Below are 21,851 nucleotides of genomic sequence, written 5' to 3'. Positions count from 1 at the left end.
TGGCGCTAGGGGCGTCAGTCATGAGCGATATCGACACACTCGAAACTGACGCGCGCACCCGGATTGCCGCCGCCGAAACCCTCGCCGATCTCGAAAGCCTGCGGGTCGAATTTCTCGGCAAGCAGGGCTCTGTCTCCGCGCTGCTCAAGACGTTGGGCGGGATGAGCGCGGAAGAGCGCCAGAGCGAAGGGCCCAAGATCCACGCCTTGCGCGCCGGGGTGAGCGATGCGCTGTCCGGGCGCAAGGCGGCACTTGAGGCGCGGGCGCTTGAAGCGCAACTCGCGTCCGAGACGCTCGATCTCACGCTGCCAGCGCCCGAAGCTCCGCGAGGGTCGGTCCATCCGGTAAGTCAGGTGATGGACGAACTGGCGGAAATCTTCGCCGATCTCGGCTTCGCGGTCGCCACAGGTCCGGAGATCGAGGACGACTGGCACAATTTCACCGCGCTCAACATGTCTGAGACGCATCCTGCTCGTGCGATGCATGACACGTTTTACTTCCCCGATGTGGATGCCGAAGGCCGTAGGATGTTGTTGCGCACGCATACCTCGCCGGTGCAAATCCGCTCGATGGTGGCGCAAGGCGCGCCGATCCGGATCATTGCTCCGGGCCGCGTCTATCGTTCCGACAGCGATGCGACGCATACGCCGATGTTCCACCAGGTCGAAGGACTGGTGATCGACAAGGGCATCCATCTCGGTCACCTCAAATGGACGCTGGAAACCTTCCTCAAGGCATTCTTCGAGCGTGACGACATCGTGCTGCGATTACGTCCCAGCTACTTCCCTTTCACCGAGCCAAGCGTCGAGGTCGATGTCGGCTGGCAGGACGTGAACGGGCGGCGCGTTCTGGGCGGTGACGGCGATGCGCCGGGGCATGGCTGGATGGAACTGCTGGGCAGCGGCATGGTCAACGCCCGCGTGCTGGAATTTGCCGGGCTCGATCCGGCAGAATGGCAGGGCTTCGCCTTCGGGATCGGGGTCGATCGACTGGCAATGCTCAAATACGGGATGGATGACTTGCGCGCCTTTTTCGACGGCGACCAGCGCTGGCTGGCGCACTACGGCTTCTCGCCCTTCGACCAGCCGACCCTGTCCGCCGGAGTGGGAGCGCGCACATGAAGTTCTCGCTCGAATGGCTGAAATATTTCCTCGACACGCAAGCTGACGCAGCCGAGATTGCAGCGGCGCTGAACCGCATCGGCCATGAGGTCGAGGGGATTGAAGATCCGGCGGAAAAACTCAGTGGCTTTCGTGTTGCGAAGGTGCTGACCGCCAAGCCGCATCCCGATGCCGACAAGCTGCAGGTGCTGACGGTCGAGACGGGAGATGGTGATCCGTTGCAAGTCGTTTGCGGCGCACCCAATGCGCGCGCGGGAATGCTCGGCGTGCTCGGCCTCCCCGGAGTCGTGGTGCCCGCGAACGGCATGGAACTGCGCAAGAGCGCGATTCGCGGGGTCGAGTCGAACGGCATGATGTGTTCGGTGCGCGAGCTCGAACTGGGTGACGAGCATGACGGCATTATCGAACTGCCCGAAGATGCCCCCGTCGGCCAAAGCTTCGCCGAATACCACGCCGCCTCGCCAGTTTTCGATGTGGCGATCACGCCCAACCGGCCCGATTGCATGGGCGTATATGGCATCGCACGCGATCTTGTGGCGGCTGGGGTCGGGACGTTCAATCCGGTCGCCATCGAAGCGATTGCAGGGGAGGGCGCGTGCCCGGTCGAAATCCGTACCGACGATCCTGACGGGTGTCCGGCCTTCTATGGCCGGGTCATCAAGGGTGTCACCAATGGCAGTTCGCCTGCGTGGATGCAGCGCCGCCTTATCGCGGCGGGCCAGCGCCCGATTTCGGCCATCGTCGACATCACCAACTATCTGATGCTCGCCTTCGGGCGACCGGCGCACGCCTATGATCTTGCCAAGCTCACCGGGGCGGTGGTTGCGCGCCGTGCCGCGAACGGAGAGACCGTCGAAGCGCTCAACGAAAAGACCTATACGCTGGACGAGAGCATGACCGTGATCGCCGACGATGCGGGTGTGCACGACATTGCCGGGATCATGGGCGGCGAACATTCGGGTGTGACCGATGCCACGACCGACGTGTTGCTCGAAATCGCCTATTTCGATCCTGAGCGGATCAGTGTGACCGGACGCAAGCTAGGCCTTGCCAGCGATGCCCGCACGCGGTTCGAGCGCGGCGTCGATCCGGCGTTTCTCGACGATGGGCTGGCGTTGCTGACCGAGCTGATCCTGCGCATCTGCGGCGGCAAGGCAAGCGAAGTGGTTCGCGCCGGATCGCCGCCGATCGCGCCCAAGGTGATCGCTTTCGACCCCTCGCTCACCAGCCGCCTTGGCGGCATCGAGGTGGACGAGGCAGAACAGCGGCGCATCCTCACCGCGCTCGATTTCGCAGTCGCCGATGATTGGCAGGTCACCTGCCCGCCGCGCCGCCACGATATCGAAGGCCCCGCCGATCTGGTCGAGGAAGTTGTGCGTATTCATGGGCTGGACGCGGTTCAAAGTACGCCGCTGCCGCGTGCCGAGGGCGTGGCGACACCCACCGCTACACCGCTCCAGATCATCGAGCGCAAGCTGCGTCGCAGCGCGGCTGCCCGCGGGCTGAGCGAGGCGGTGACCTGGTCGTTCCTGCCCGTTCCCCAGGCGGAGCATTTCGCCGATGAAGCGCCGCTGTGGGTGCTCGACAACCCTATCAGCGAGGACATGAAGGCGATGCGCCCCTCGCTGATCCCCGGCCTGCTCTCGGCGGCCAAGCGCAACGCCGATCGCGGCGCGGCCTCGAGCCGCCTGTTCGAGATCGGGCGGCGCTATTTCCGCGGGGCCGATGGCGCCAGCGACGAACGGCCGACGCTGGGCGTGGTGATGGCTGGAGAGAAACGCGCACGCGGATGGGCGAGCGGCAAGGCTGCGATGTTCGATGCCTTCGACGCCAAGGCCGAGGCGCTGGCGCTGCTGGAAGCGGCAGGCGTGCCGACGCAAAACCTGATGGTGATGGGTGAGGCCGGGGCACAATTCCATCCCGGCCAGTCCGGCACTTTGCGGCTGGGGTCGAAGAATGTCCTCGCACGTTTCGGGACGCTGCATCCCACCACGCTCAAGGCTTTCGATGTCGATGGCCCGGTGATGGCGGTGGAACTTTTCCTCGACAAGATCCCGGAAAAGCGCGGCGGCGGCAGCTTCGCGCGTTCGGCCTATGCGCCGCCCGCGCTGCAAGCGATCACGCGCGATTTCGCCTTCCTCGTCGCCAGCGACTTGGCAACCGGGGAACTGGTCCGGACGATCAAGGGCGCGGACAAGCAGGCCATCGTCGATGCCCGCGTGTTCGATGTGTTTGCCGGGCAGGGCGTTCCCGAAGGCAAGACTTCGGTCGCCATCGAAGTCACGCTCCAGCCGGGTGAGAAGAGCTTTACCGACGCCGAGATCAAGGCGGTGTCCGAAAAAATCGTGGCCGCGGCCGCCAAGCGCGGAGCGGAGTTGCGCGGGTGAGCGATCTGGTCGCGATATCGTCCGAAGAACTGACCGTAGAGATCAACCCGCTTGGCTCCGAGCTGTGGTCGATCACCGACACGGCGGGGCGCAGCTATATGACCGACGCCGATCCGCGTTGGTGGACCGGTCATGCACCGATCCTGTTTCCGGTGGTAGGTGCGCTGCGCGACGATCGCTACCGCGTGGATGGTCAGGACTATGCGATGGGCAAGCACGGTTTTGCCCGCCACAGCCGGTTCGATATCGTCGAGGTAGCAAAGAATCGCGCGCGCTTCAGGCTCACCGACAGCGAAGAGACGCGGCGGCATTATCCTTTCGCCTTTGCGCTGGAGATTGCGTTTGCGTTGGCGGGCAACCGTCTTTCCCTCGAAGCGAGCGTAACCAATCGCGACGAGGCAAACCTGCCGTTCAGCTTTGGCTTCCACCCAGCATTTGCATGGCCGCTCCCCGGCAATGCTCCGAAATCGGCGCATCGCGTCACTTTCGCGCAGGCCGAGCCCGAAGCGGTCCGCCGGATCGATCCAGCCAGCGGCCTGCTGCTGCCCGAGTCTCAGCCAACGCCTGTTGACGGTGACACGCTCGTCCCGGCAGCGGAGCTGTTCGAGCCTGACGCGCTGATCTGGGACCAGCTTCACTCGCGCTCCTGCACTTTCTGCGCGCCGGGTAGCGGCATGGTTGCACTGGAGTTTCCCGACACCCATCTGCTGGGCATCTGGCAAAAGCCGGGTGCGCCGTATCTGTGTATCGAGCCGTGGCATGGCCTTGCCGATCCGGTCGACTTTGATGGCGATTTGCGTGCGAAGCCGGGGATCATGGAACTGGCGCCGGGCGCGTCCCGTTCGTTTCACCTCGCCATTACAATAACGCCTCCAGGAGAAACACAGTGAAGACCGCCCTCGTAACCGGAGCCACCGCTGGCATAGGCGAAGCGACCGTTCGTACACTAGTGGCGAGCGGTTGGCGCTGCGTTGCAACCGGGCGTCGCAAGGACCGGCTCGATGCGCTGGTATCGGAGTTGGGTGCGGACAAGGTCTGCCCCGCAGCTTTCGACATCACCGATGAGGCCGCGCGCGACATCGCGCTGGATGCGCTGCCGCAGGATTTTGCGAACATCGATCTGCTGGTCAACAACGCCGGTCTGGCGCTGGGCACCTCACCCGCGCAGGACAGCGACATCGATCAGTGGAAGACGATGATCGATACCAACATCACCGCGCTGGTGTCGCTCACGCGCAAGCTGCTGCCGCAACTGATCGAGCGCAAGGGGGCAATCGTCAACCTGTCCTCTGTCGCGGCGAATTATCCCTACACCGGCGGCAACGTCTATGGCGGGACCAAGGCCTTCGTGCGCCAGTTCACGCTGGGCCTGCGCTCCGACCTTGCCGGAACCGGGGTGCGCGTCACTTCGATCGAGCCGGGAATGGTCGAAACCGAATTCACGCTGGTGCGCACCGGCGGCAATAAAGAGGCTCATGATAAGCTCTATGGCGGTGCGGACCCGATGACCGCAGAGGATATCGCCGAAACGATCCGCTGGGTGGCCGAACTGCCCGCGCATCTCAACATCAACACGCTCGAACTGATGCCGGTGACGCAAAGCTTTGCGGGCTTCCAGGTTGCGCGCGACTGAACCACCCGAACGGATTTTCATGACTTCCAGCCGCCGTACATTCGCGATCATTTCGCACCCTGACGCGGGCAAGACCACGCTGACCGAGAAGCTGCTGCTGACCGGCGGTGCGATCCATCTTGCCGGTGAGGTGAAAGCGCGCGGCCAAGCGCGGCGCGCGCGGTCGGACTGGATGAAGATCGAACAGCAGCGCGGCATTTCGGTCACCTCCAGCGTGATGACCTTCGAGCGTAACGGTGTGACCTTCAACCTGCTCGACACGCCAGGGCACGAGGATTTTTCCGAGGACACCTATCGCACGCTGACCGCGGTCGATTCGGCGATCATGGTGATCGACGCGGCCAAGGGTATCGAGCCGCAGACGCGCAAGCTGTTCGAGGTTTGCCGCCTGCGTTCGGTGCCGATCATCACTTTCGTCAACAAGGTCGACCGCGAGGGGCGTCCGGTGTTCGAGCTGCTCGACGAGATTGCCGACATGCTGGCGCTCGATGTCAGCCCGCAGGCCTGGCCGGTTGGCATGGGCGGGCAGTTTCAGGGGGTGTTGGACTTTGCCAGCGGCGCAGTGGCGCGGCCTGAAGGACCGTCGAAAGAGTTTCTCGGCCAGCGCGACAGCAATCCCGAGCTTCCCGAAGACGTCGCCGAAAATGTCGAGCTGGCGCAGATCGGCTATCCGGAATTCGACCTCGAAGCCTATCGCAACGGCGATCTGACCCCGGTCTATTTCGGCTCGGCGCTCAAGAATTTCGGCGTCACCGAACTGATAGAGGCGATCGCCACCCATGCCCCGCCGCCGCGCCCGCAGCCGAGCGAAAGCGGGGCGATCGAGCCCAGCCGTGACGAGGTTACCGGCTTTATCTTCAAGGTCCAGGCGAACATGGACCCCAACCACCGCGACCGCATTGCGTTCATGCGGCAGGTCTCCGGCACGTTCAAACGCGGCATGAAGCTCACCCCCAGCGGCCTTGGCAAACCGATCGCGATCCATTCGCCGATCCTGTTCTTCGCGCAGGACCGCGAGCTGGCCGACACGGCAGAGGCGGGCGACATCATCGGCATCCCAAACCACGGCACGCTGCGGGTGGGCGATACACTGTCCGAAAGAAACGATGTGCGCTTTACCGGTCTGCCCAATTTCGCACCGGAAATCCTGCGCCGCGTGGCGCTGAAAGACCCGACCAAGACCAAGCAATTGAGGAAAGCACTCGACGATCTGTCTGAAGAGGGCGTGATCCAGGTCTTCTATCCCGAGATCGGCGCGCAATGGATCGTGGGCGTGGTCGGCCAGCTCCAGCTGGAAGTGCTGATCAGCCGGCTGTCGGCGGAATACAAGGTCGAGGCGATGCTGGAGGCGTCACCTTTCGCCACGGCGCGCTGGATCAGGGGTGAGGCCAAGGCGATGGATGCTTTCGAGCAGTTCAACCGCGCCAATCTGGCCAAGGATCGCGACGGCGACTGGGTGTTCATGGCGAAGAGCCCGTGGGACGTGAATTACCAGCAGGAAAAGAACCCGGAGTTGAACTTCTCCGCCACCAAGGAGCGGTAATCTTGCCGCGCGCTTCGGTTCGCGCCATGGACGTGGAATGACAATCGCCGGACCGACCTCGCAGACTTTCATCTCGCAGCGCCTCAGGCTGCATTATGTTGATTGGGGCCAGTTCGACGACGAGGGGCGCAAGAAGCCGCCACTGGTTCTGGTTCATGGTGGGCGCGACCATGCGCGTAGCTGGGACTGGACTGCCGAGGCGCTGCGCGAGGACTGGCATGTCGTGGCGATGGACCATCGCGGGCATGGTGACAGCGAATGGGTGAGCGACGGCAATTACCAGTCGGGCGACATGGTCTATGACCTTGCGCAGCTCATCCACCAGCTAGGCGTCGGCCCGGTCACGATCGTCAGCCATTCGATGGGCGGCAATGTCGCGCTGCGCTATGCCGGGACGTTCCCCGATATGGTCACCAAAATCGTTGCTATCGAAGGGCTTGGCCCGAGCCCCAAGCGACAGGCCGAAATGCGCGCCAAGCCCTATCCTGAACGGCTTGCCGAATGGATCGGCAAGAAGCGCGCCGCCTCGGGCCGCATCCCGCGCCGGTATGACAGTATCGAAGCCGCCTTTGCGCGGATGATCGAGGAAAACAGCTATCTGACCGAGGATCAGGCACGCCACCTCACCATCCACGGCGTCAATCGTAACGAGGATGGCACCTATAGCTGGAAATTCGATCCGCATCTCAACGTCTGGCCGGTCGAGGACGTGGCGGACGCGTTCCTGCACCAGACATGGGCGGCGATCACCGCTCCGACGCTGCTGCTTTACGGCGCCGACAGCTGGGCTTCCAACCCGGAAGGCGACGGGCGGCTGGACCATTTCCGCAATGCGCGCGTTATCGAATTCGAGAAAGCGGGCCACTGGCTCCACCACGACCAGTTCGATCGTTTCATGGGGACATTGCGGGAGTTTCTCTGATGGCGGAATTCTTCGACCGGCTCGAAGACAAGCATATCGCGATGATCGGCAAGCAGCCGGTGTTCTTTGTCGCGACCGCCACCAGCGAGGGCCGCATCAATCTCAGCCCCAAAGGGTATGATGCCTTTCGCGTGCTTTCACCCGATCGGGTGGCCTATCTCGATCTCGGCGGGTCGGGGAACGAGACTCACGCCCACCTCGCCGCCGATCCCGGATCGGGCGGCGGGCGGATCACGCTGATGTTCTGCAATTTCGAGCAACCTGCGCTGATCCTGCGGCTCTATGGCAGGGGTCATGCGGTGTTGCCGCAGGATGCGGCCTGGGGCGAACTCGCCGGGCATTTCACCGTACTGCCCGGCACGCGACAAATCTTCGACATCGAGGTGGAGACTGTTCAGACAAGTTGCGGCTATGGTGTTCCTTTGATGGAATTCGAAAAGGAACGCGACACGCTCGTCAAATATCACGGCCAGAGCGAGCCGGAAGTTTGGGTCGCCAAGATGCAAGGCCGCACGTCGAGCATCGATGGACTGCCGACACGCCCGACCGACCGCTATTTCGCGGGCGAATAGGGCAGCGTGCAACTCACTTTCGCCAGCTACAACATCCACAAGGGCGTCGGCACCGACCGGCGGCGCGATCCGGAACGGATCATGGCGGTGTTGCGCGAGATCGACGCCGATGTGATCGCCCTGCAGGAAGCGGACGAACGGTTCGGTGAACGCGCCAGCGTGCTTTCGCGCGGCCTGCTGGATGACAGCCCTTGGCGCGTCGTGCCGGTCGCGCGGCGGCCACGCAGCATCGGCTGGCATGGCAACGCACTGCTCGTCAGGCGACACATGGATGTGGTGCATGGCGAGGCGCTGGAACTGCCCACGCTCGAACCGCGCGGAGCGGCCTGCGGCGAAATCGTCCATGAAGGCGTACCGTTCCGCGTGATCGGCACGCATCTCGACCTGTCGGGCCTGCGTCGCCGCGACCAGATCAGGAGCCTGCTTGCCTATCTCGCGCGGACCCGGGACGTGCCGACCGTCATCATGGGCGACTTCAATCAATGGGGCCATGCGAGCGGTGCGATGCGCGAATTCGGAAAAGGCTGGCAGATGATTGCTCCGGGCGCGAGCTTCCCCAGCCGCCGCCCGATTGCCCGGCTCGACCGGATCGTCGCATCGAAACAGTGGCGCAATGGGAAGGCTGACGTGCACCGCACGGCGCTGGCGGCGGTCGCTTCCGACCATTTGCCCATCAGCGCATCGCTGACATTGCCTGATAAATAGGCAATTGACCATTTATTAATCTTTTGTGTCTGCTCTGGCTGCTGCCGGGATATGAAATTACGCCTGAGCGCGTTTTGGCACGCTGTTTGCTGCAAGCTCTCTGCCGGACTTGGCCGGTAGCAGACAGGGGGTATGGCCAGCGTGAAATATATCATCGCCGTCATAAAGCCGTTCAAGCTCGACGAGGTGCGTGAAGCTCTCGCTGGCGTGGGCGTTGCAGGCATGACCGTATCGGAGGTCAAGGGGTTCGGTCGGCAAAAGGGCCAGACCGAAATCTACCGCGGTGCCGAATATTCAACCAACATGCTGCCGAAGGTGAAGATCGAGGTGGCTGTCGCCGATGCGATCGCCACCCAAGTGGTCGAAGCGATTACCGAAACCGCCAACACCGGCTCGATCGGCGACGGCAAGATCTTCGTGTTCGATCTCGCCACCGCCACCCGGATCCGCACCGGTGAATCCGGGGAGGACGCGCTATGATCAAGATGAGGGAAACCGCCATGCTTCGACACTTCGCGCGCCTCGGCGCCGGACTTTCCGTTCTGAGCTTTTCCGCCGCTGCCTTCGCGCAGGAAGCCGCCACCAAGGCAGCGCCGGTCCCCAATCCGGGCAACAACGCCTGGATGATGACCTCCACGCTGCTGGTGCTGATGATGATCCTGCCGGGTCTCGCACTGTTCTACGGCGGCCTGACCCGCTCGAAGAACATGCTTTCGACCATGACGCAGATCGGCGCGGTCGCGTGCCTCGCGATGCTGATCTGGGTGATGTGGGGCTACACCATGGCCTTCGGCGATGGCGGTAACGGCTTCATCTCCGGCTTCGGCAAGGCGTTCCTGCATGGCGTCACGCCGGCATCGACCGCAGCGACCTTCACCGACGAGGTCATCAGCGAATATGTCTTCATCTGTTTCCAGATGACCTTTGCCGCGATCACCGTGGCGCTGGTGCTGGGATCGGTGGTCGAGCGGATGAAATTCTCCGCGGTCATGGTGTTCGCAACCGTCTGGCTGACCATCGTCTATTTCCCGATCGCGCACATGGTGTGGGCGGGCAATGGTCACTTCCTCAAGCTCGGCGCGCTCGATTTCGCAGGTGGTACGGTCGTGCACATCAACGCCGGTGTTTCGGCACTGGTCGCCGCGCTCATTCTCGGCAAGCGCAAGGGCTATCCGAGTGAGCCGATGCCGCCGCACAGCCTTACGCTGACCATGGTTGGTGCCGGTCTGCTCTGGGTGGGCTGGTTCGGATTCAACGCCGGTTCGGCTCTGGAGGCCGACGGTTCGGCAGGGCTTGCGATGATCAACACCTTCGTCGCCACCGCTTCGGCTGGCCTGTTCTGGATGCTGACGGAGCGCGTGATGGGCCACAAGGGTTCGGCGCTTGGTTTCGCCTCGGGTGTAATCGCGGGTCTCGTCGCGGTTACGCCTGCTGCGGGCAACTCCGGCCCGTTCGGTGCGATCATCCTTGGCGCGGTCGCTTCGGTCGTGTGCTATTTCGCGGTCAGCAAGCTCAAGCCCGCGCTTGGCTATGACGACTCGCTCGACGCTTTCGGCATCCACGGGATCGGCGGCATGATCGGGGCGATCGGCACCGGCATCGTCTACCAGCCGATCTTCGGCGGACCGGGCGACGGATCGACCGCCATGGGGGCGCAGGTGTGGATCCAGATCCAGACCGTGCTGGCGACGATCGTTATCGCAACCGTCGGCACGATCATTGCGATCTATATCGCCAAGCTCCTCACCGGACTGCGGGTGAGCCCGGAAGTCGAGCAGGAAGGTCTCGACATCGGCGAGCACGGCGAGCGCGCCTACAACTGAGGCAAGGTGCCGCGCAGGATGCCGGGGGGCTTCCTTGCGCGGCACCGGCCAAACAAGAGTTTACCGAATTGGCGGGACCGGGGATCTCTCTCCTCTCCTACTCCGGACCCGCCAAACCATGTTCCTCCTGCGAACATTAGCCTATCGAGGGCCGGAGCCGCGCAAGCGCTCCGGCCCCTTTTTTTGTTTTTCGAAAGCGCCTCCGCGCGTTCGTCCTCGGTGCTAATCCCTCCGCTGCGCTTTAGGGCACCTGCGGGCGGCCGGTCGGCCTTGCGGTTCGCTGTCGCAAACCGAAATTTCGCCAGACATTAGTGGCCGGGAATGGCTCGGGCTGCGACCAGCAGCCCGCAAGCGCGACCGCGCGCCCGCAGCGACCGGAGGGAGCGAGGATAGCCAAGGGGCCGGATGGCCCCGCCGGCGCCTGAGGCTATTGCAAATGACTCTGCACAAACTCCGCGCAGCGTTCGCCGATCATGATGCTGGGTGCATTGGTGTTCCCGCTGACGAGGCGCGGCATGATGCTGGCGTCGGCCACCCACAGGTTCTCGACTCCGCGGGCCTTCAGCTTGGGATCGACCACGCTGTCCTCATCCGCACCCATCCGGCAGGTGCCGACCGGGTGATAGACCGTATCGGCGCGGTTGCGGATCAGTTCGTCGAGCTGCGCATCGTCGTCGAGATTGATCGGATAGCGGTCCTGCGGCTGATAAACTACGAGCGGCGGTGCGCTGGCGATGCGATGCGACAGGCGCACCCCTGCGCGCAGCGTCGCCATATCCTGATCCGAATCGAGGAAATTGGGATCGATCAGCGGCGCGTCGCTCGCGTCCTGGCTCGCAAGCCGCACCGTGCCCCGGCTTTCGGGGCGCAGGACGCAGGCGTGGAGCGAGAAGCCGTGCCCCTTCACCCGCGTGCGCCCGTGATCTTCCAGCATGGCGGGAACGAAATGCCATTGAATGTCCGGCGCGGGCGAATCAGGCATCACGGTCCAGAACCCACCCGCCTCGGCATAGGGCGTGGTCATCGGCCCGGTCCGGCGGCGGCGATGCTCGATGATCGCCTTGATCATTTTGGATGTGCCTTCGAAGCTGTCGCCGATGAAATCGTGGCTCTCGGTCTCCCAGCTTGAGACATAGTCGATATGGTCCTGCAGGTCCGACCCGACCGCATTGCTTTCGCGCAGCACCGGGATACCGTGCTGCGTCAGATGGCTTGCCGGGCCAATACCGGAAAGCATCAGCACCTGCGGCGAATTGAACGCTCCCGCCGAAAGCACCACCCCGCCGCGCGCCTTCACCTGACGGCGTTTCGAACCGACCGAATAAGTGACTCCGCAGGCGCGCTGATCCTCGAAATCGATATGCTGCACCGTCACGCCGATGCGCACGTCGAGATTGCGATTGCCACGCAAAGGCTCGACATAGGCACGCGCCGCAGACCAGCGTTCGCCGTCCTTCTGCGTCACCTGATACATGCCGAAGCCTGCCTGATTGGCGCCGTTGAAATCGGCGTTGCGCGGCAATTGCATCTGGGCTGCCGCCTCGACAAAGGCGAGACTGCCCGGGTTGGGCCATTTCTGGTCCGACACCCACAGCGGCCCGGAATCGCCGTGAAACGCATCGGCCCCGCGCACATTGTGCTCCGCCTGGCGGAAATAGGGCAGCACATCGTCATAGCCCCAACCGGTGCAGCCCAAATCCGCCCAATTGTCGTAGTCCCAGCGGTTGCCGCGGATATAGATCATAGCATTGATCGCCGACGATCCGCCGAGGCCGCGCCCACGCGGCTGATAGCCTGTGCGACCGTTGAGCCCTTTTTGCGGGACGGTCTCGTAACGATAGTTCGACGCGTTGCGCAGGAATGGCATGAAGCCCGGCGTTTTCACCAGCATGGTGTTATTGCGCGGGCCCGCTTCGAGCAGGCAGACACTCTTGCCCGACTTGGCCAGCCGTCCGGCGACGGCGCTGCCAGCGCTGCCGCCACCAATTACGATAACGTCGAACTCATCCATGGCTTATCCTCTCTCTCGGACGAGAGGTTAAGCCGCCTTGCCACGCTCCGCAATTGCGTTCTTGGATGAAACTGGTTTGTTCTCGGGATGCCGCTCGAGCCAGCGCGCGCGGATCATGTCGCTGGTCTCGCGGCTGCCGTCATGGCTCCATCCCGGCTCGCGCAGAAGATAGGACAGCTTGTGCCGCCAGGGCGCGCGCCAAACGTCCTGCGCGATGCCGACCCATTCATGGAACACCGCCCACAGCAGGTTGAAGCTGCCTAGTTGCTTGACGATGCCATAGCGGATGCGTTCGTCGTCGGATTCCGGTTCGAAGGTGCCGAACAGTCGGTCCCACACGATGAACACGCCGGCATAGTTGCGATCGAGATAGCGCGGGTTGGTGGCGTGGTGGACCCGGTGGTGGCTGGGCGTGTTCATCACCGCTTCGAACCAGCGCGGCATCCTGCCGATTGCCTCGGTGTGGATCCAGAACTGGTAGATCAGGTTGAAGCCCGCGCAGATCGCCAGCATCGCCGGGTGAAACCCGACCAGAACCAGCGGCAGGCGGAAAATGAAGCTGATCGCGAAGAAGCCGGTCCAGGTCTGCCGGAGCGCGGTCGAGAGATTGTAATGCTGGCTCGAATGGTGGTTGACGTGGCTCGCCCAGAACCAGCGTACGCGGTGGGCCGTGCGGTGGAACCAGTAATAGGCGAGGTCGTCGAGCACGAAGCAGATCGGCCAGATCCACCATTGCCAACCGATGTCGATGAGGTGGAAGGAATAGAGCCACAGCGACAGGGCGACGATGAAGCCTCCGAAAGCAAGCCCGGCAATGGTGCTGCCGAGGCCAAAGGCGAGCGAAACCAGCGTGTCCTTCGCCTCATAGGCTTCGGGCCGCGCCTTCCATGCCCAGATCATTTCGATCATCACCAGCGCCACGAAGGCGGGGACCGCGTAATCGACCGGATTGAACGATGCCATGGGGTCAGTTGCCTCCCGTCGTCAGGCGCACGACCCATTCCGGCGGCCGATTGTCGAAGTTCAGAGTCGCTGGTCCGAAGCGGCGATCCGCCGGGACGAGTTCGACTCGATTCCCGGACAGGGCAATCTCGGCACCCGGATCCAGCACACGACCGGCGAAATGGGCGCCGTGGCGCCGCAGCAGCAGGACTCGGCCCTGCGCATCGCGCATCAATGCGGCGGTACGATCGCGATCGATCGCGATATCGCTGGCGGTAAAGCCGCTCACCGCCTCGTCGGCCAGCCTGCCGGCCTCGGCCTCGTCGACGATGCGCCGGTCGCCCCCTAACTTCAGCCTGGCGGCGATCCAGGCGAGCGCCAGTATGGCAGCAAGCGAGCCGATGATCTGGATCAGCTGGTTCATCGCCACGCCATTTGCCACACCGGCCCGGTCAGGTCGAGAAGCTGCGAGAGGCATGAGGCAAAATCGTCGACCTGCCGATTTTCGACCGGTCCGATTCGTGCGAATTTCCCTGCGGTGATTCGATTTTCTGGCCTGACAGGGTTGCGCAAGGCCCTCACGAGGGTAGACAAATGTTATAAAGCGCGTCGCAAACGCCACATTTTTACCGGAATCATGGGATTTGCGGTAATTCATTCGCTTGTGTCGCAAATTGCGCTATAAAGGATGAAGATGGGGGGCGTTTCTGAGGACTTCCCCGCGCGCCGGGTTCGCTATGCGGCCCACGATCCGGCGCGAAACGTGAAGCGGGGCTGCGCGACAAGGTTGTTGCACGATTATGGGTTACGATAGAGGCCGCCGTCGGGGACGGGACAAACGCGACGGATTTGGCGAAGACAATTTCGATCCCTTCGGTGGAACCCCCGGAGGATTTGCACCTCAAGGCGATTTTGGCGGCGGCGGCGGCGGTCGGTTCGATGACCGGCGCGGCGGCGGTGGCGGCTTCGGCGGCGATCGCGATGGCGGCGGCGGCGGTGGTTTCCGCGGCGGTGGCAATCGCGGCGGCGGCGGTGGTGGTGGTGGCGGCGGTTTCAACCGCATGCCCGCACAGGTCGTCGGCACCGGCAAGGGCACGGTCAAGTTTTTCAACGGCCAGAAAGGCTTCGGCTTCATCCAGCAGGATAGCGGCGGCGAAGATGTGTTCGTTCACATCAGCGCGGTCGAACGCGCCGGGCTCGAAGGTCTGGCCGAAGGTCAGGAGCTTGAATTCAATCTGGTCGATCGCGGCGGCAAGGTGTCTGCGCAGGATCTCCAGATCGTCGGCGATGTGATCGAACCGGCCCAGCGCCCTGCGGCTCCGCAGCGTGAGCTGACCGGCGACAAGGCGACCGGCACGGTGAAGTTCTTCAACTCCACCAAGGGTTTCGGTTTCCTCACGCGTGACGATGGACAACCCGACGCGTTCGTGCACATCAGTGCGGTCGAGCGGTCTGGGCTTGCCGGGATCAACGAAGGCGAGCGTTACGAGTTCGACCTCGAGGTCGACCGACGAGGGAAATATTCCGCGGTGAACCTGGTTCCGGCTTCGGAATAAGGGTGCCAGGCCATCCGGGTTTGACCCGGAAGGTCGCAAGGCATAGACCGCGTTGATATTGGCGAGTGGCGGCTTCCGTGCGAGGCCGCCATTTGCGTTTCCCGATTCCGTTCCTGCCGGAGGCCCTATGTCGATTACCCCCCTGATGCCCGTCTATCCCCGTTGCGGCGTACGCCCGGTCGAGGGCGACCATTGCCATCTGATCGACGAGGACAGCACTCGCTATCTCGATTTCGCCAGCGGTATCGCGGTCAATCTGCTGGGCCACTCGCACGAGGGGCTGATCAATGCGATCCAGCAGCAGGCGGCGAAGCTGATGCACGTCTCCAACCTCTACGGCAGTCCGCAGGGGGAAGCGCTGGCGCAGAGGCTGGTCGACAAGACCTTCGCTGACACGGTGTTCTTCACCAATTCGGGCGCCGAGGCGGTCGAATGCGCGATCAAGACCGCACGCGCCTATCACCAGCATGAGGGCGGCGATCCCCAGCGCACAGAGCTCATCACCTTCAAGAACGCCTTTCACGGTCGCACCATGGCGACCATCAGTGCCTCCAATCAGGAGAAGATGCACAAGGGCTTCATGCCGCTGCTCGAAGGTTTCCGTTACGCCGAGTTCGACGATCTGGAGAGCGCCAAGGCTCAGATGGGGCCGAAAACCGCGGGCTTCCTGGTCGAGCCGATCCAGGGTGAAGGCGGCATCCGCCCTGCAAGCCAGGAGTTCATTTCCGGCCTGCGCCAGCTTGCTGACGAGAACGATCTGATGCTGGTGTTCGACGAAGTGCAATGCGGCATGGCGCGCACAGGCAAGCTTTATGCCTATGAACATTACGGCGTCGAGCCCGATGTGATGGCAACTGCCAAGGGCATCGGGGGCGGCTTCCCGCTGGGCGCTTGCCTCGCCACCGAAAAGGCCGCGCGGGGGATGGGCTTCGGCACGCATGGTTCGACCTATGGCGGAAACCCGTTGGCGATGGCCGCCGGGATGGCGGTGCTCGACGCGGTCGCCAATGACGAATTCCTCGCCGAAGTGACCGAGAAGGGCGAGCGTCTGCGCAGCCGTCTCGAACAGTTCATCGGCAATTATCCCGAGCTGTTCGATCTCGTGCGCGGCAAGGGGCTGATGCTGGGAATCAGGATGAAGGTCGAAAGCCGTCCGTTCTTCGCCCACCTGCGCGACAACCATCAGTTGCTGACCGTGGCAGCGGGCGATCAGACCTTGCGTGTGTTGCCGCCCTTGGTCGCGGGCGATGCCGAATTCGATGAGTTCTTCGACAAGCTTTCCGCTGGTGCGGCGAGCTACAGTCCCGATACCAGCGGCTGACAGGAGGGTCCGGCGGTGGAAAAGCGCGATTTCCTCGATCTGTCCGATGCGGGCGGGGATGCCATTGCGGCGATGATCAACGATGCGATCAACCGTAAGGGCGCGCGTTTAGACTGGCCCAAGGGCAAGGTAGACGCCGACGCTCCGCTCGCTGGCCATGTGCTGGCGATGATCTTCGAAAAGGCCTCCACCCGCACGCGCGTCAGCTTCGACATCGCCATGCGCCAGCTCGGCGGCAGCGCGCTGATCCTCGATTCGTCGACTTCGCAACTCGGCCGCGGCGAAAGCATTGCCGACACCGCCCGCGTGCTCAGCCGGATGGTCGATTGCATCATGATCCGCACCGACAATCATGCCAAGGCGGAAGAGCTGGCGCGTTATGCCAGCGTTCCGGTGATCAACGGGCTGACCGACCGCTCGCACCCGTGCCAGATCGTCGCCGACCTGCTGACGCTGGTCGAGCATGGCAAGCCGCTGCCTGGGCTTGAGCTGGCGTGGTTCGGCGATGGCAACAATGTGCTGCACTCGATGCTCGAAGCGGCCGCTCTGATGAAGTTCAATGTCCGCGTTGCGACGCCGCAAGGCTATGAGCCAGAGACAGAATTCGTCGAGCTGGCACGCGCTGCCGGATCGAAGGTGACGTTGACCCAAGATGCCGTCGAAGCGGCGGATGGCGCCGATGTGCTCGTAACCGATACTTGGGTTTCGATGGGGCAGGAGCACACGCACAACAAGCTCGCCGCAATGGCACCTTACCAGGTCGATTCGAGATTGATGGAGCTAGCCGCGCCGGACGCGAAATTTCTCCACTGCCTGCCGGCGCATGTCGATGAGGAAGTCTCGCAAGAGGTCTTCGAAGGACCGCAGTCGATCGTGTTCGACGAGGCGGAAAACCGCATCCATGCGCAGAAATCGGTCCTGCTTTGGGCGCTGGGTCGCCTGTAACCCTCTTACCAAGTCAGGGTTTGCCCCCCATATCGCGCGCCATGAGCGATAACGACACGACAGAGACATTTTCGGGGCGGGTGCTCGGTTTCACCCTGCCACAGCATCACGCGCGCGGACGTGCGGTCCGGCTCGACGATGTGCTGGATGAAATCCTGAAAGCGCATGACTATCCGGCGCCGATTACGCATTTACTCGCCGAAGCACTGGTACTGACCGCCCTGGTCGGCTCGCTGCTCAAGGATGATGGTTCGCAGGTCACGATGCAGGCGCAGACCCAGGCGGGGCCGGTGCGACTGCTGGTATGCGACAATCGCGGCGGAGAGCTGCGCGGCTATGCCCAGTTCGATGAGGAAGCGTTGGCGGCGCTTGGTGCCAACCCTTCGCTTACGAGCCTGTTCGGAGAAGGCTATCTCGCGCTGACTTTCGACGTCGCCGACGATCGTGGGCGCTATCAGGGGATTGTCCCGCTCGAGGGGGCGAGCCTTGCGGAGGCGTGCCAGTCCTATTTCTTCCAGTCGGAACAGGTCCCGACGCTGATCCGCGTTGCGATCTCGACCGCTGGTGACAACTGCCGGGCAGCCGGGCTGCTGGTCCAGCATTTGCCCGAAGGCGAAGAAGGCCGGGAGCGCCTGCACACGCGCTTCGACCATCCTGAATGGGAGCATGTTGCGATTCTCGCCGGATCGCTCAAGCACGAAGAATTGCTCGATCCCTCCCTTTCGCTTGAAGGGATCACCTGGCGGCTGTTCCACGAGGAACAGGACGTGCGGGTCTTTACCGGACCGATCTTGCGGCGCGGTTGTCGCTGCTCGGTCGACCATTACAAGAAAGTGCTGGCCCGCTTTCCCGAGGAAGACCGCCAAGACATGCGCAATGACGAGGGCGAAATCGTCGTCGATTGCGCCTTCTGCTCGCGCCTGTTTGCTATCGCGGCCTAGAAAGCACCGGCACTCGTATTATATTGTCAGTGTGGCCGCCGTTTTGGGAAGGGCCTTGGGCGATTGTCAATCCGAGCGATGGAAGGAGTCACGGCTATGCGTAAACTTGCCCTGATGGGGCTTGCCGTCGTTGCCGCGTTCGCAACCGTGCCGGCCTGGTCGCAGGGCGGTACGCTGGCGATGCTTGGCAAGCTGGAGCCCGGGCTGTGGCAGATTCACGATCGCGATAGCGGTGCGATCAGCCGCCTATGCGTCAAGAACGGAGGCCAGCTGTTGCAGCTGCGCCATCTGGGTAGCGATTGCAAAAGGATCGTTATCGAAGACTCGGCCGATGCGGTGACCGTTCAATATGCGTGCCACGGGAACGGTTTCGGACGCACGAGCATCCGCAAGGAAACGGAACGTCTGGTGCAGATCGAAAGCCAGGGTATCGTCAATGGTCGCCCGTTCCAGTTCAGCGCTGAGGCACGGCGGACCGGGAGCTGCCGCTGATACTTGCCGCGGTGGGATTGCTCGCCTAGCTGCGGGCCATGACCGAGAATTTCACTTTGTCCGGACCGAAAGCGGTCGTGCTGCTTTCAGGTGGTCTCGATTCGATGGTGTCCGCTGCTCTGGCCAAAGAAGCCGGATTTACGCTGCACGGGCTGACGATAGACTATGGCCAGCGTCACAAACGCGAGATCGATTCCGCGCTTGAGATTGCCGAGCGACTGGGGGTCGAGCGCCATGTGGTCCTGCCGCTCGATTTGCGAGCCTTCGGCGGTTCGGCGCTGACTGCAGATATCCCGGTACCGAAAAGCGGTGTCGGCGATGATATTCCTGTCACCTACGTCCCGGCGCGCAATCTTGTTTTTCTCTCGCTGACAACCGCTTTCGCCGAGACTGCCGATTCCAGCGATATCTTCATCGGGGTAAACTCGCTCGACTATTCGGGCTACCCGGATTGCCGCCCTGAATTTATCGCCAGCTTTGCTGAAACCGCACGGCTCGGCACGCGCCAAGGGGTGGGGGGACGGCCGTTCACCGTGCACACGCCGCTGCAGCATATGACCAAGGCTGATATTGCGCGCGAATGCGAGCGGCTGGGGCTCGATCCGGCCTGGAGCTGGTCCTGCTACGATCCGATGGCCGACGGGAGCGCTTGTGGCGCTTGCGATTCCTGTCGCTTGCGGCGAAAAGGGTTCGAAGAGGCCGGAGTGGTCGATAGCACACGCTATGCTGCCGATCCGCCGGATGTGAGGGAGTAGGGCTATTTCTGAGACGCAAGCGCAACCGCCCGTGGAAAATGCGGGCGATGACGACAAAGTACCTGCCTATAGCTGGTACGTTCTGGTTGTCCTCGTTGTCGTCTATATTTTCAATTTCATCGACCGGCAGATCGTCAGTATTCTGGCGGTTGATATCCAGCGCGATCTTGGCCTCAATGACAGCCAGCTCGGCTTTCTCGGCGGTGCGGCCTTTGCGACGTTCTATGCGTTGTTTGGCGTTCCGCTTGGACGTTTGGCGGACAATTGGCGACGTATCCGCCTGCTAACCATCGGGCTTTCGCTCTGGTCCGCCATGACCGCCTTTTCCGGGCTGGCGAAAAATTTTGCCACGCTTTCTCTAGCCCGCATGGGAGTGGGTGTTGGCGAGGCAACCGCAAGCCCGACGGCCTATTCCCTTATCTCCGACTATTTCCCTGCGCGCAAGCGAGCGACCGCTTTGGCGATCTATTCCTCTGGCATTTATCTCGGCGGTGGCGTGTCCCTGCTGATTGGGGCATCGATTTCAAAGGCATGGGATGATGCTTTCCCCGGAGGCGGGCCAGCAGGCCTGGTCGGTTGGCAGGCTGCCTTTTTGGCAGTCGGCATTCCTGGGCTGCTGTTGGCCGGTTGGGTCGCGACCTTGCGCGAACCTGCGCGTGAGCCTGATCCATCGTCTGACCGTGCCCATCCCTTGCGGGCATTTTTTGTCGATTTGTCGACCTTGTTGCCGCCATTTACCCTGATCCATGCCGGTCGCAGGGGAGTTGGCGCGCTCGGGACCAATATATTGGTAGGTCTGGCAATGGCGTTGGTGGCATGGGTAATGATCGGGCTGACCGGCAATCTGCCGCAATGGGCCTCGATCGCCTTTGGATACTACGCCGTATTTTCGTGGGCCACCACCTTGCGAGTACGTGACCCGGCGACGTTCAAGCTGATCTGGGGAACACCGGCGTTCATTACCACTGCCCTTGGGTATGGGCTGGTTTCGCTCGCCGCCTATGCGTTGTCATTCTGGGCGGCACCATTTGCCGAAGTCGTGCTGAAATTGCCTAAGGCGCAGCTGGCGTTTATCCTCGGTGCGAACGGAGCGATCGCCGGCTTCCTTGGAGTCATCATCGGCGGCTGGATGTCGGATCGACTACGGACGCGAATTCCGGCGGGACGTATCCTCGTCATCATGTTTGGCGTGGTCGGACCGATTTTGCCGATCTGGATCGGGTATACGACCGATAGTGCCGTGGTTTTCTACGTGATGAATTTCTTCGCCGGAATGTTCGGGGCGACCGCGCTTGGGGCAGCTGCAGCAACGACCCAGGACCTTGTTCTGCCACGCATGAGGGGGACGGCGACGGCAGCGTTCTTCCTGGCCACCACCTTGGTCGGGCTTGCGCTCGGGCCGTATATGGTCGGGCAGATTTCGCAAACGAGCGGAAGCATGCGTATCGGGGTCCTGTCGCTGATAGCAGTGGCGCCGATTGCCATGCTGCTGCTGTTCCACGCCTACCGTACCGTTCCTGCGGCAGCCGCCAGCGTACACGAGCGAGCGCGCGAGGCGATGGGCGAAGCGACGAGACCGGCCTAGGAAGGCTAACGATCGAGAGGTCGCAACACGCCGCAGGCAATTCTCGAACCGGCGTTGCCGGCCGGGTCGGAGCGATAGTCGTCCGCCCCGGCATGGATCACGATCGCTGTGCCGTCCTGGTCGAAAACATCGGCAAGATCTCGGCTGGCATTTCCCCCGATCTGTACTTGGGTAGAAGCAGTGCCGCTGTCGCTCACGTCCAGATTGGGTAAATCACCCAGATGCGCGGGGTTGGTGGAATTCTTGCCGTGCGTGTTGCCATTGGGATTGAGATGGCCTCCAGCGCTTTTGAAATCGGGCGGAAGGCATTTGCCAACGCTGTGCAGATGAAAGCCATGCATCCCTGGAGTCATGCCAGTGACCGTGACGGCTAATTCCAAAGCTTGATCCTGCCTGATCAGCTGTGCCTTGCCGGCTGTGCTTCCATCGCCATAGCGCAACTGCGCAGTTCCAACCGTTGTGACTTCTTCTCGGTCCATGTGAGCGCAAGCGCTTAGGGCAAGAGCGGACGTAAGGCCGATTAAAGGTGCAATCCTAAAGAGCATTGTTGGTCCCCCTTCATGTGATCGTGCTTGGGTTACCAACGAAAAAGGGGCC

21 protein-coding genes are annotated in these 21,851 nt (G+C 62.6%); 17 read left to right on the top strand and 4 right to left on the bottom strand.

From position 1 onward, the window contains the following. Nucleotides 1-20: 20 nt before the first annotated feature. From pheS to GRI58_RS03170, 10 genes are all read left to right on the top strand, one after another. Nucleotides 21-1,121 (top strand): phenylalanine--tRNA ligase subunit alpha, encoded by a 1,101-nt coding sequence (gene pheS / locus GRI58_RS03215; RefSeq protein ID WP_160752131.1) that lies wholly within the window; start codon nucleotides 21-23, stop codon nucleotides 1,119-1,121. Continuing rightward, nucleotides 1,118-3,508, top strand: coding sequence for a phenylalanine--tRNA ligase subunit beta (pheT, locus tag GRI58_RS03210; protein ID WP_160752130.1), 2,391 nt, complete (start codon nucleotides 1,118-1,120; stop codon nucleotides 3,506-3,508). The genes pheS and pheT overlap by 4 nt, the downstream gene beginning before the upstream one ends. Then, a complete protein-coding gene (locus GRI58_RS03205; protein WP_160752129.1) occupies nucleotides 3,505-4,398 on the top strand; it encodes an aldose epimerase family protein in 894 nt (297 codons plus the stop codon). The genes pheT and GRI58_RS03205 overlap by 4 nt, the downstream gene beginning before the upstream one ends. After that, nucleotides 4,395-5,141 (top strand): SDR family NAD(P)-dependent oxidoreductase, encoded by a 747-nt coding sequence (locus GRI58_RS03200; RefSeq protein WP_160752128.1) that lies wholly within the window; start codon nucleotides 4,395-4,397, stop codon nucleotides 5,139-5,141. Before GRI58_RS03205 ends, GRI58_RS03200 begins: the two co-directional genes overlap by 4 nt. A 19-nt stretch (nucleotides 5,142-5,160) precedes the next feature. Next, nucleotides 5,161-6,684, top strand: coding sequence for a peptide chain release factor 3 (locus GRI58_RS03195; RefSeq protein ID WP_160752127.1), 1,524 nt, complete (start codon nucleotides 5,161-5,163; stop codon nucleotides 6,682-6,684). A gap of 37 nt (nucleotides 6,685-6,721) precedes the next feature. Beyond that, on the top strand, nucleotides 6,722-7,606 hold the full coding sequence (locus tag GRI58_RS03190; RefSeq protein ID WP_160752126.1) for an alpha/beta fold hydrolase: 885 nt from the start codon (nucleotides 6,722-6,724) through the stop codon (nucleotides 7,604-7,606). Then, the gene (locus GRI58_RS03185) at nucleotides 7,606-8,178 is read left to right on the top strand and encodes a pyridoxamine 5'-phosphate oxidase family protein (RefSeq protein ID WP_160752125.1); all 573 of its coding nucleotides are present in this window, start codon (nucleotides 7,606-7,608) and stop codon (nucleotides 8,176-8,178) included. Before GRI58_RS03190 ends, GRI58_RS03185 begins: the two co-directional genes overlap by 1 nt. A 6-nt stretch (nucleotides 8,179-8,184) precedes the next feature. Then, nucleotides 8,185-8,883, top strand: a complete 699-nt coding sequence (locus GRI58_RS03180) for an endonuclease/exonuclease/phosphatase family protein (protein ID WP_160752124.1) — start codon at nucleotides 8,185-8,187, stop codon at nucleotides 8,881-8,883. Between the two features lie 141 nt (nucleotides 8,884-9,024). Beyond that, nucleotides 9,025-9,363 (top strand): P-II family nitrogen regulator, encoded by a 339-nt coding sequence (locus tag GRI58_RS03175; protein ID WP_160752123.1) that lies wholly within the window; start codon nucleotides 9,025-9,027, stop codon nucleotides 9,361-9,363. A gap of 20 nt (nucleotides 9,364-9,383) precedes the next feature. After that, the gene (locus GRI58_RS03170; RefSeq protein WP_160752122.1) at nucleotides 9,384-10,706 is read left to right on the top strand and encodes an ammonium transporter; all 1,323 of its coding nucleotides are present in this window, start codon (nucleotides 9,384-9,386) and stop codon (nucleotides 10,704-10,706) included. 427 nt (nucleotides 10,707-11,133) lie between these two features. Here GRI58_RS03170 and GRI58_RS03165 read toward each other — a convergent pair whose 3' ends face one another. Genes GRI58_RS03165 through GRI58_RS03155 form a run of 3 tightly spaced genes read right to left on the bottom strand, consistent with a single transcriptional unit; the run spans nucleotide 11,134 to nucleotide 14,083 of the window. Beyond that, the gene (locus GRI58_RS03165; RefSeq protein ID WP_160752121.1) at nucleotides 11,134-12,717 is read right to left on the bottom strand and encodes a GMC family oxidoreductase; all 1,584 of its coding nucleotides are present in this window, start codon (nucleotides 12,715-12,717) and stop codon (nucleotides 11,134-11,136) included. Between the two features lie 27 nt (nucleotides 12,718-12,744). Further along, the gene (locus GRI58_RS03160) at nucleotides 12,745-13,680 is read right to left on the bottom strand and encodes a sterol desaturase family protein (protein WP_160752120.1); all 936 of its coding nucleotides are present in this window, start codon (nucleotides 13,678-13,680) and stop codon (nucleotides 12,745-12,747) included. A gap of 4 nt (nucleotides 13,681-13,684) precedes the next feature. Further along, nucleotides 13,685-14,083: a hypothetical protein gene (locus tag GRI58_RS03155; protein WP_160752119.1), complete on the bottom strand. Its 399-nt coding sequence runs from the start codon at nucleotides 14,081-14,083 to the stop codon at nucleotides 13,685-13,687. A gap of 376 nt (nucleotides 14,084-14,459) precedes the next feature. On the opposite strand from GRI58_RS03155, the gene GRI58_RS15770 reads away from it, so the two are divergent. The 7 genes from GRI58_RS15770 to GRI58_RS03120 all read left to right on the top strand — a co-directional run bounded on the left by GRI58_RS15770 (nucleotide 14,460) and on the right by GRI58_RS03120 (nucleotide 21,254). Further along, the gene (locus tag GRI58_RS15770; RefSeq protein ID WP_160752118.1) at nucleotides 14,460-15,215 is read left to right on the top strand and encodes a cold-shock protein; all 756 of its coding nucleotides are present in this window, start codon (nucleotides 14,460-14,462) and stop codon (nucleotides 15,213-15,215) included. Nucleotides 15,216-15,342: 127 nt separating this feature from the next. Then, nucleotides 15,343-16,536, top strand: coding sequence for an aspartate aminotransferase family protein (locus GRI58_RS03145; RefSeq protein ID WP_160752117.1), 1,194 nt, complete (start codon nucleotides 15,343-15,345; stop codon nucleotides 16,534-16,536). A 15-nt stretch (nucleotides 16,537-16,551) separates the two neighbouring features. Next, nucleotides 16,552-17,481, top strand: a complete 930-nt coding sequence (gene argF / locus GRI58_RS03140; RefSeq protein WP_160752116.1) for an ornithine carbamoyltransferase — start codon at nucleotides 16,552-16,554, stop codon at nucleotides 17,479-17,481. Between the two features lie 41 nt (nucleotides 17,482-17,522). After that, complete coding sequence (gene hslO / locus GRI58_RS03135; protein ID WP_160752115.1) at nucleotides 17,523-18,422, top strand: Hsp33 family molecular chaperone HslO; 900 nt, start codon at nucleotides 17,523-17,525, stop codon at nucleotides 18,420-18,422. A gap of 96 nt (nucleotides 18,423-18,518) precedes the next feature. After that, nucleotides 18,519-18,914 (top strand): DUF3617 domain-containing protein, encoded by a 396-nt coding sequence (locus tag GRI58_RS03130; protein ID WP_160752114.1) that lies wholly within the window; start codon nucleotides 18,519-18,521, stop codon nucleotides 18,912-18,914. A 38-nt stretch (nucleotides 18,915-18,952) separates the two neighbouring features. Beyond that, complete coding sequence (queC, locus tag GRI58_RS03125) at nucleotides 18,953-19,669, top strand: 7-cyano-7-deazaguanine synthase QueC (protein WP_160752113.1); 717 nt, start codon at nucleotides 18,953-18,955, stop codon at nucleotides 19,667-19,669. A gap of 31 nt (nucleotides 19,670-19,700) precedes the next feature. Then, complete coding sequence (locus tag GRI58_RS03120; protein ID WP_337190870.1) at nucleotides 19,701-21,254, top strand: spinster family MFS transporter; 1,554 nt, start codon at nucleotides 19,701-19,703, stop codon at nucleotides 21,252-21,254. A gap of 5 nt (nucleotides 21,255-21,259) precedes the next feature. On the opposite strand, the gene GRI58_RS03115 is transcribed toward GRI58_RS03120, so the two are convergent. Beyond that, nucleotides 21,260-21,733 carry a superoxide dismutase family protein gene (locus GRI58_RS03115; RefSeq protein WP_237452060.1) on the bottom strand — a complete coding sequence of 158 codons (474 nt, stop codon included), beginning with the start codon at nucleotides 21,731-21,733 and terminating at the stop codon, nucleotides 21,260-21,262. Nucleotides 21,734-21,851 lie beyond the last annotated feature (118 nt).

It is taken from the genome of Qipengyuania algicida (assembly GCF_009828025.1).
Taxonomy (GTDB): Bacteria; Pseudomonadota; Alphaproteobacteria; order Sphingomonadales; family Sphingomonadaceae; genus Qipengyuania; species Qipengyuania algicida.
This window is presented reverse-complemented; position numbering and strand designations above follow the sequence as displayed.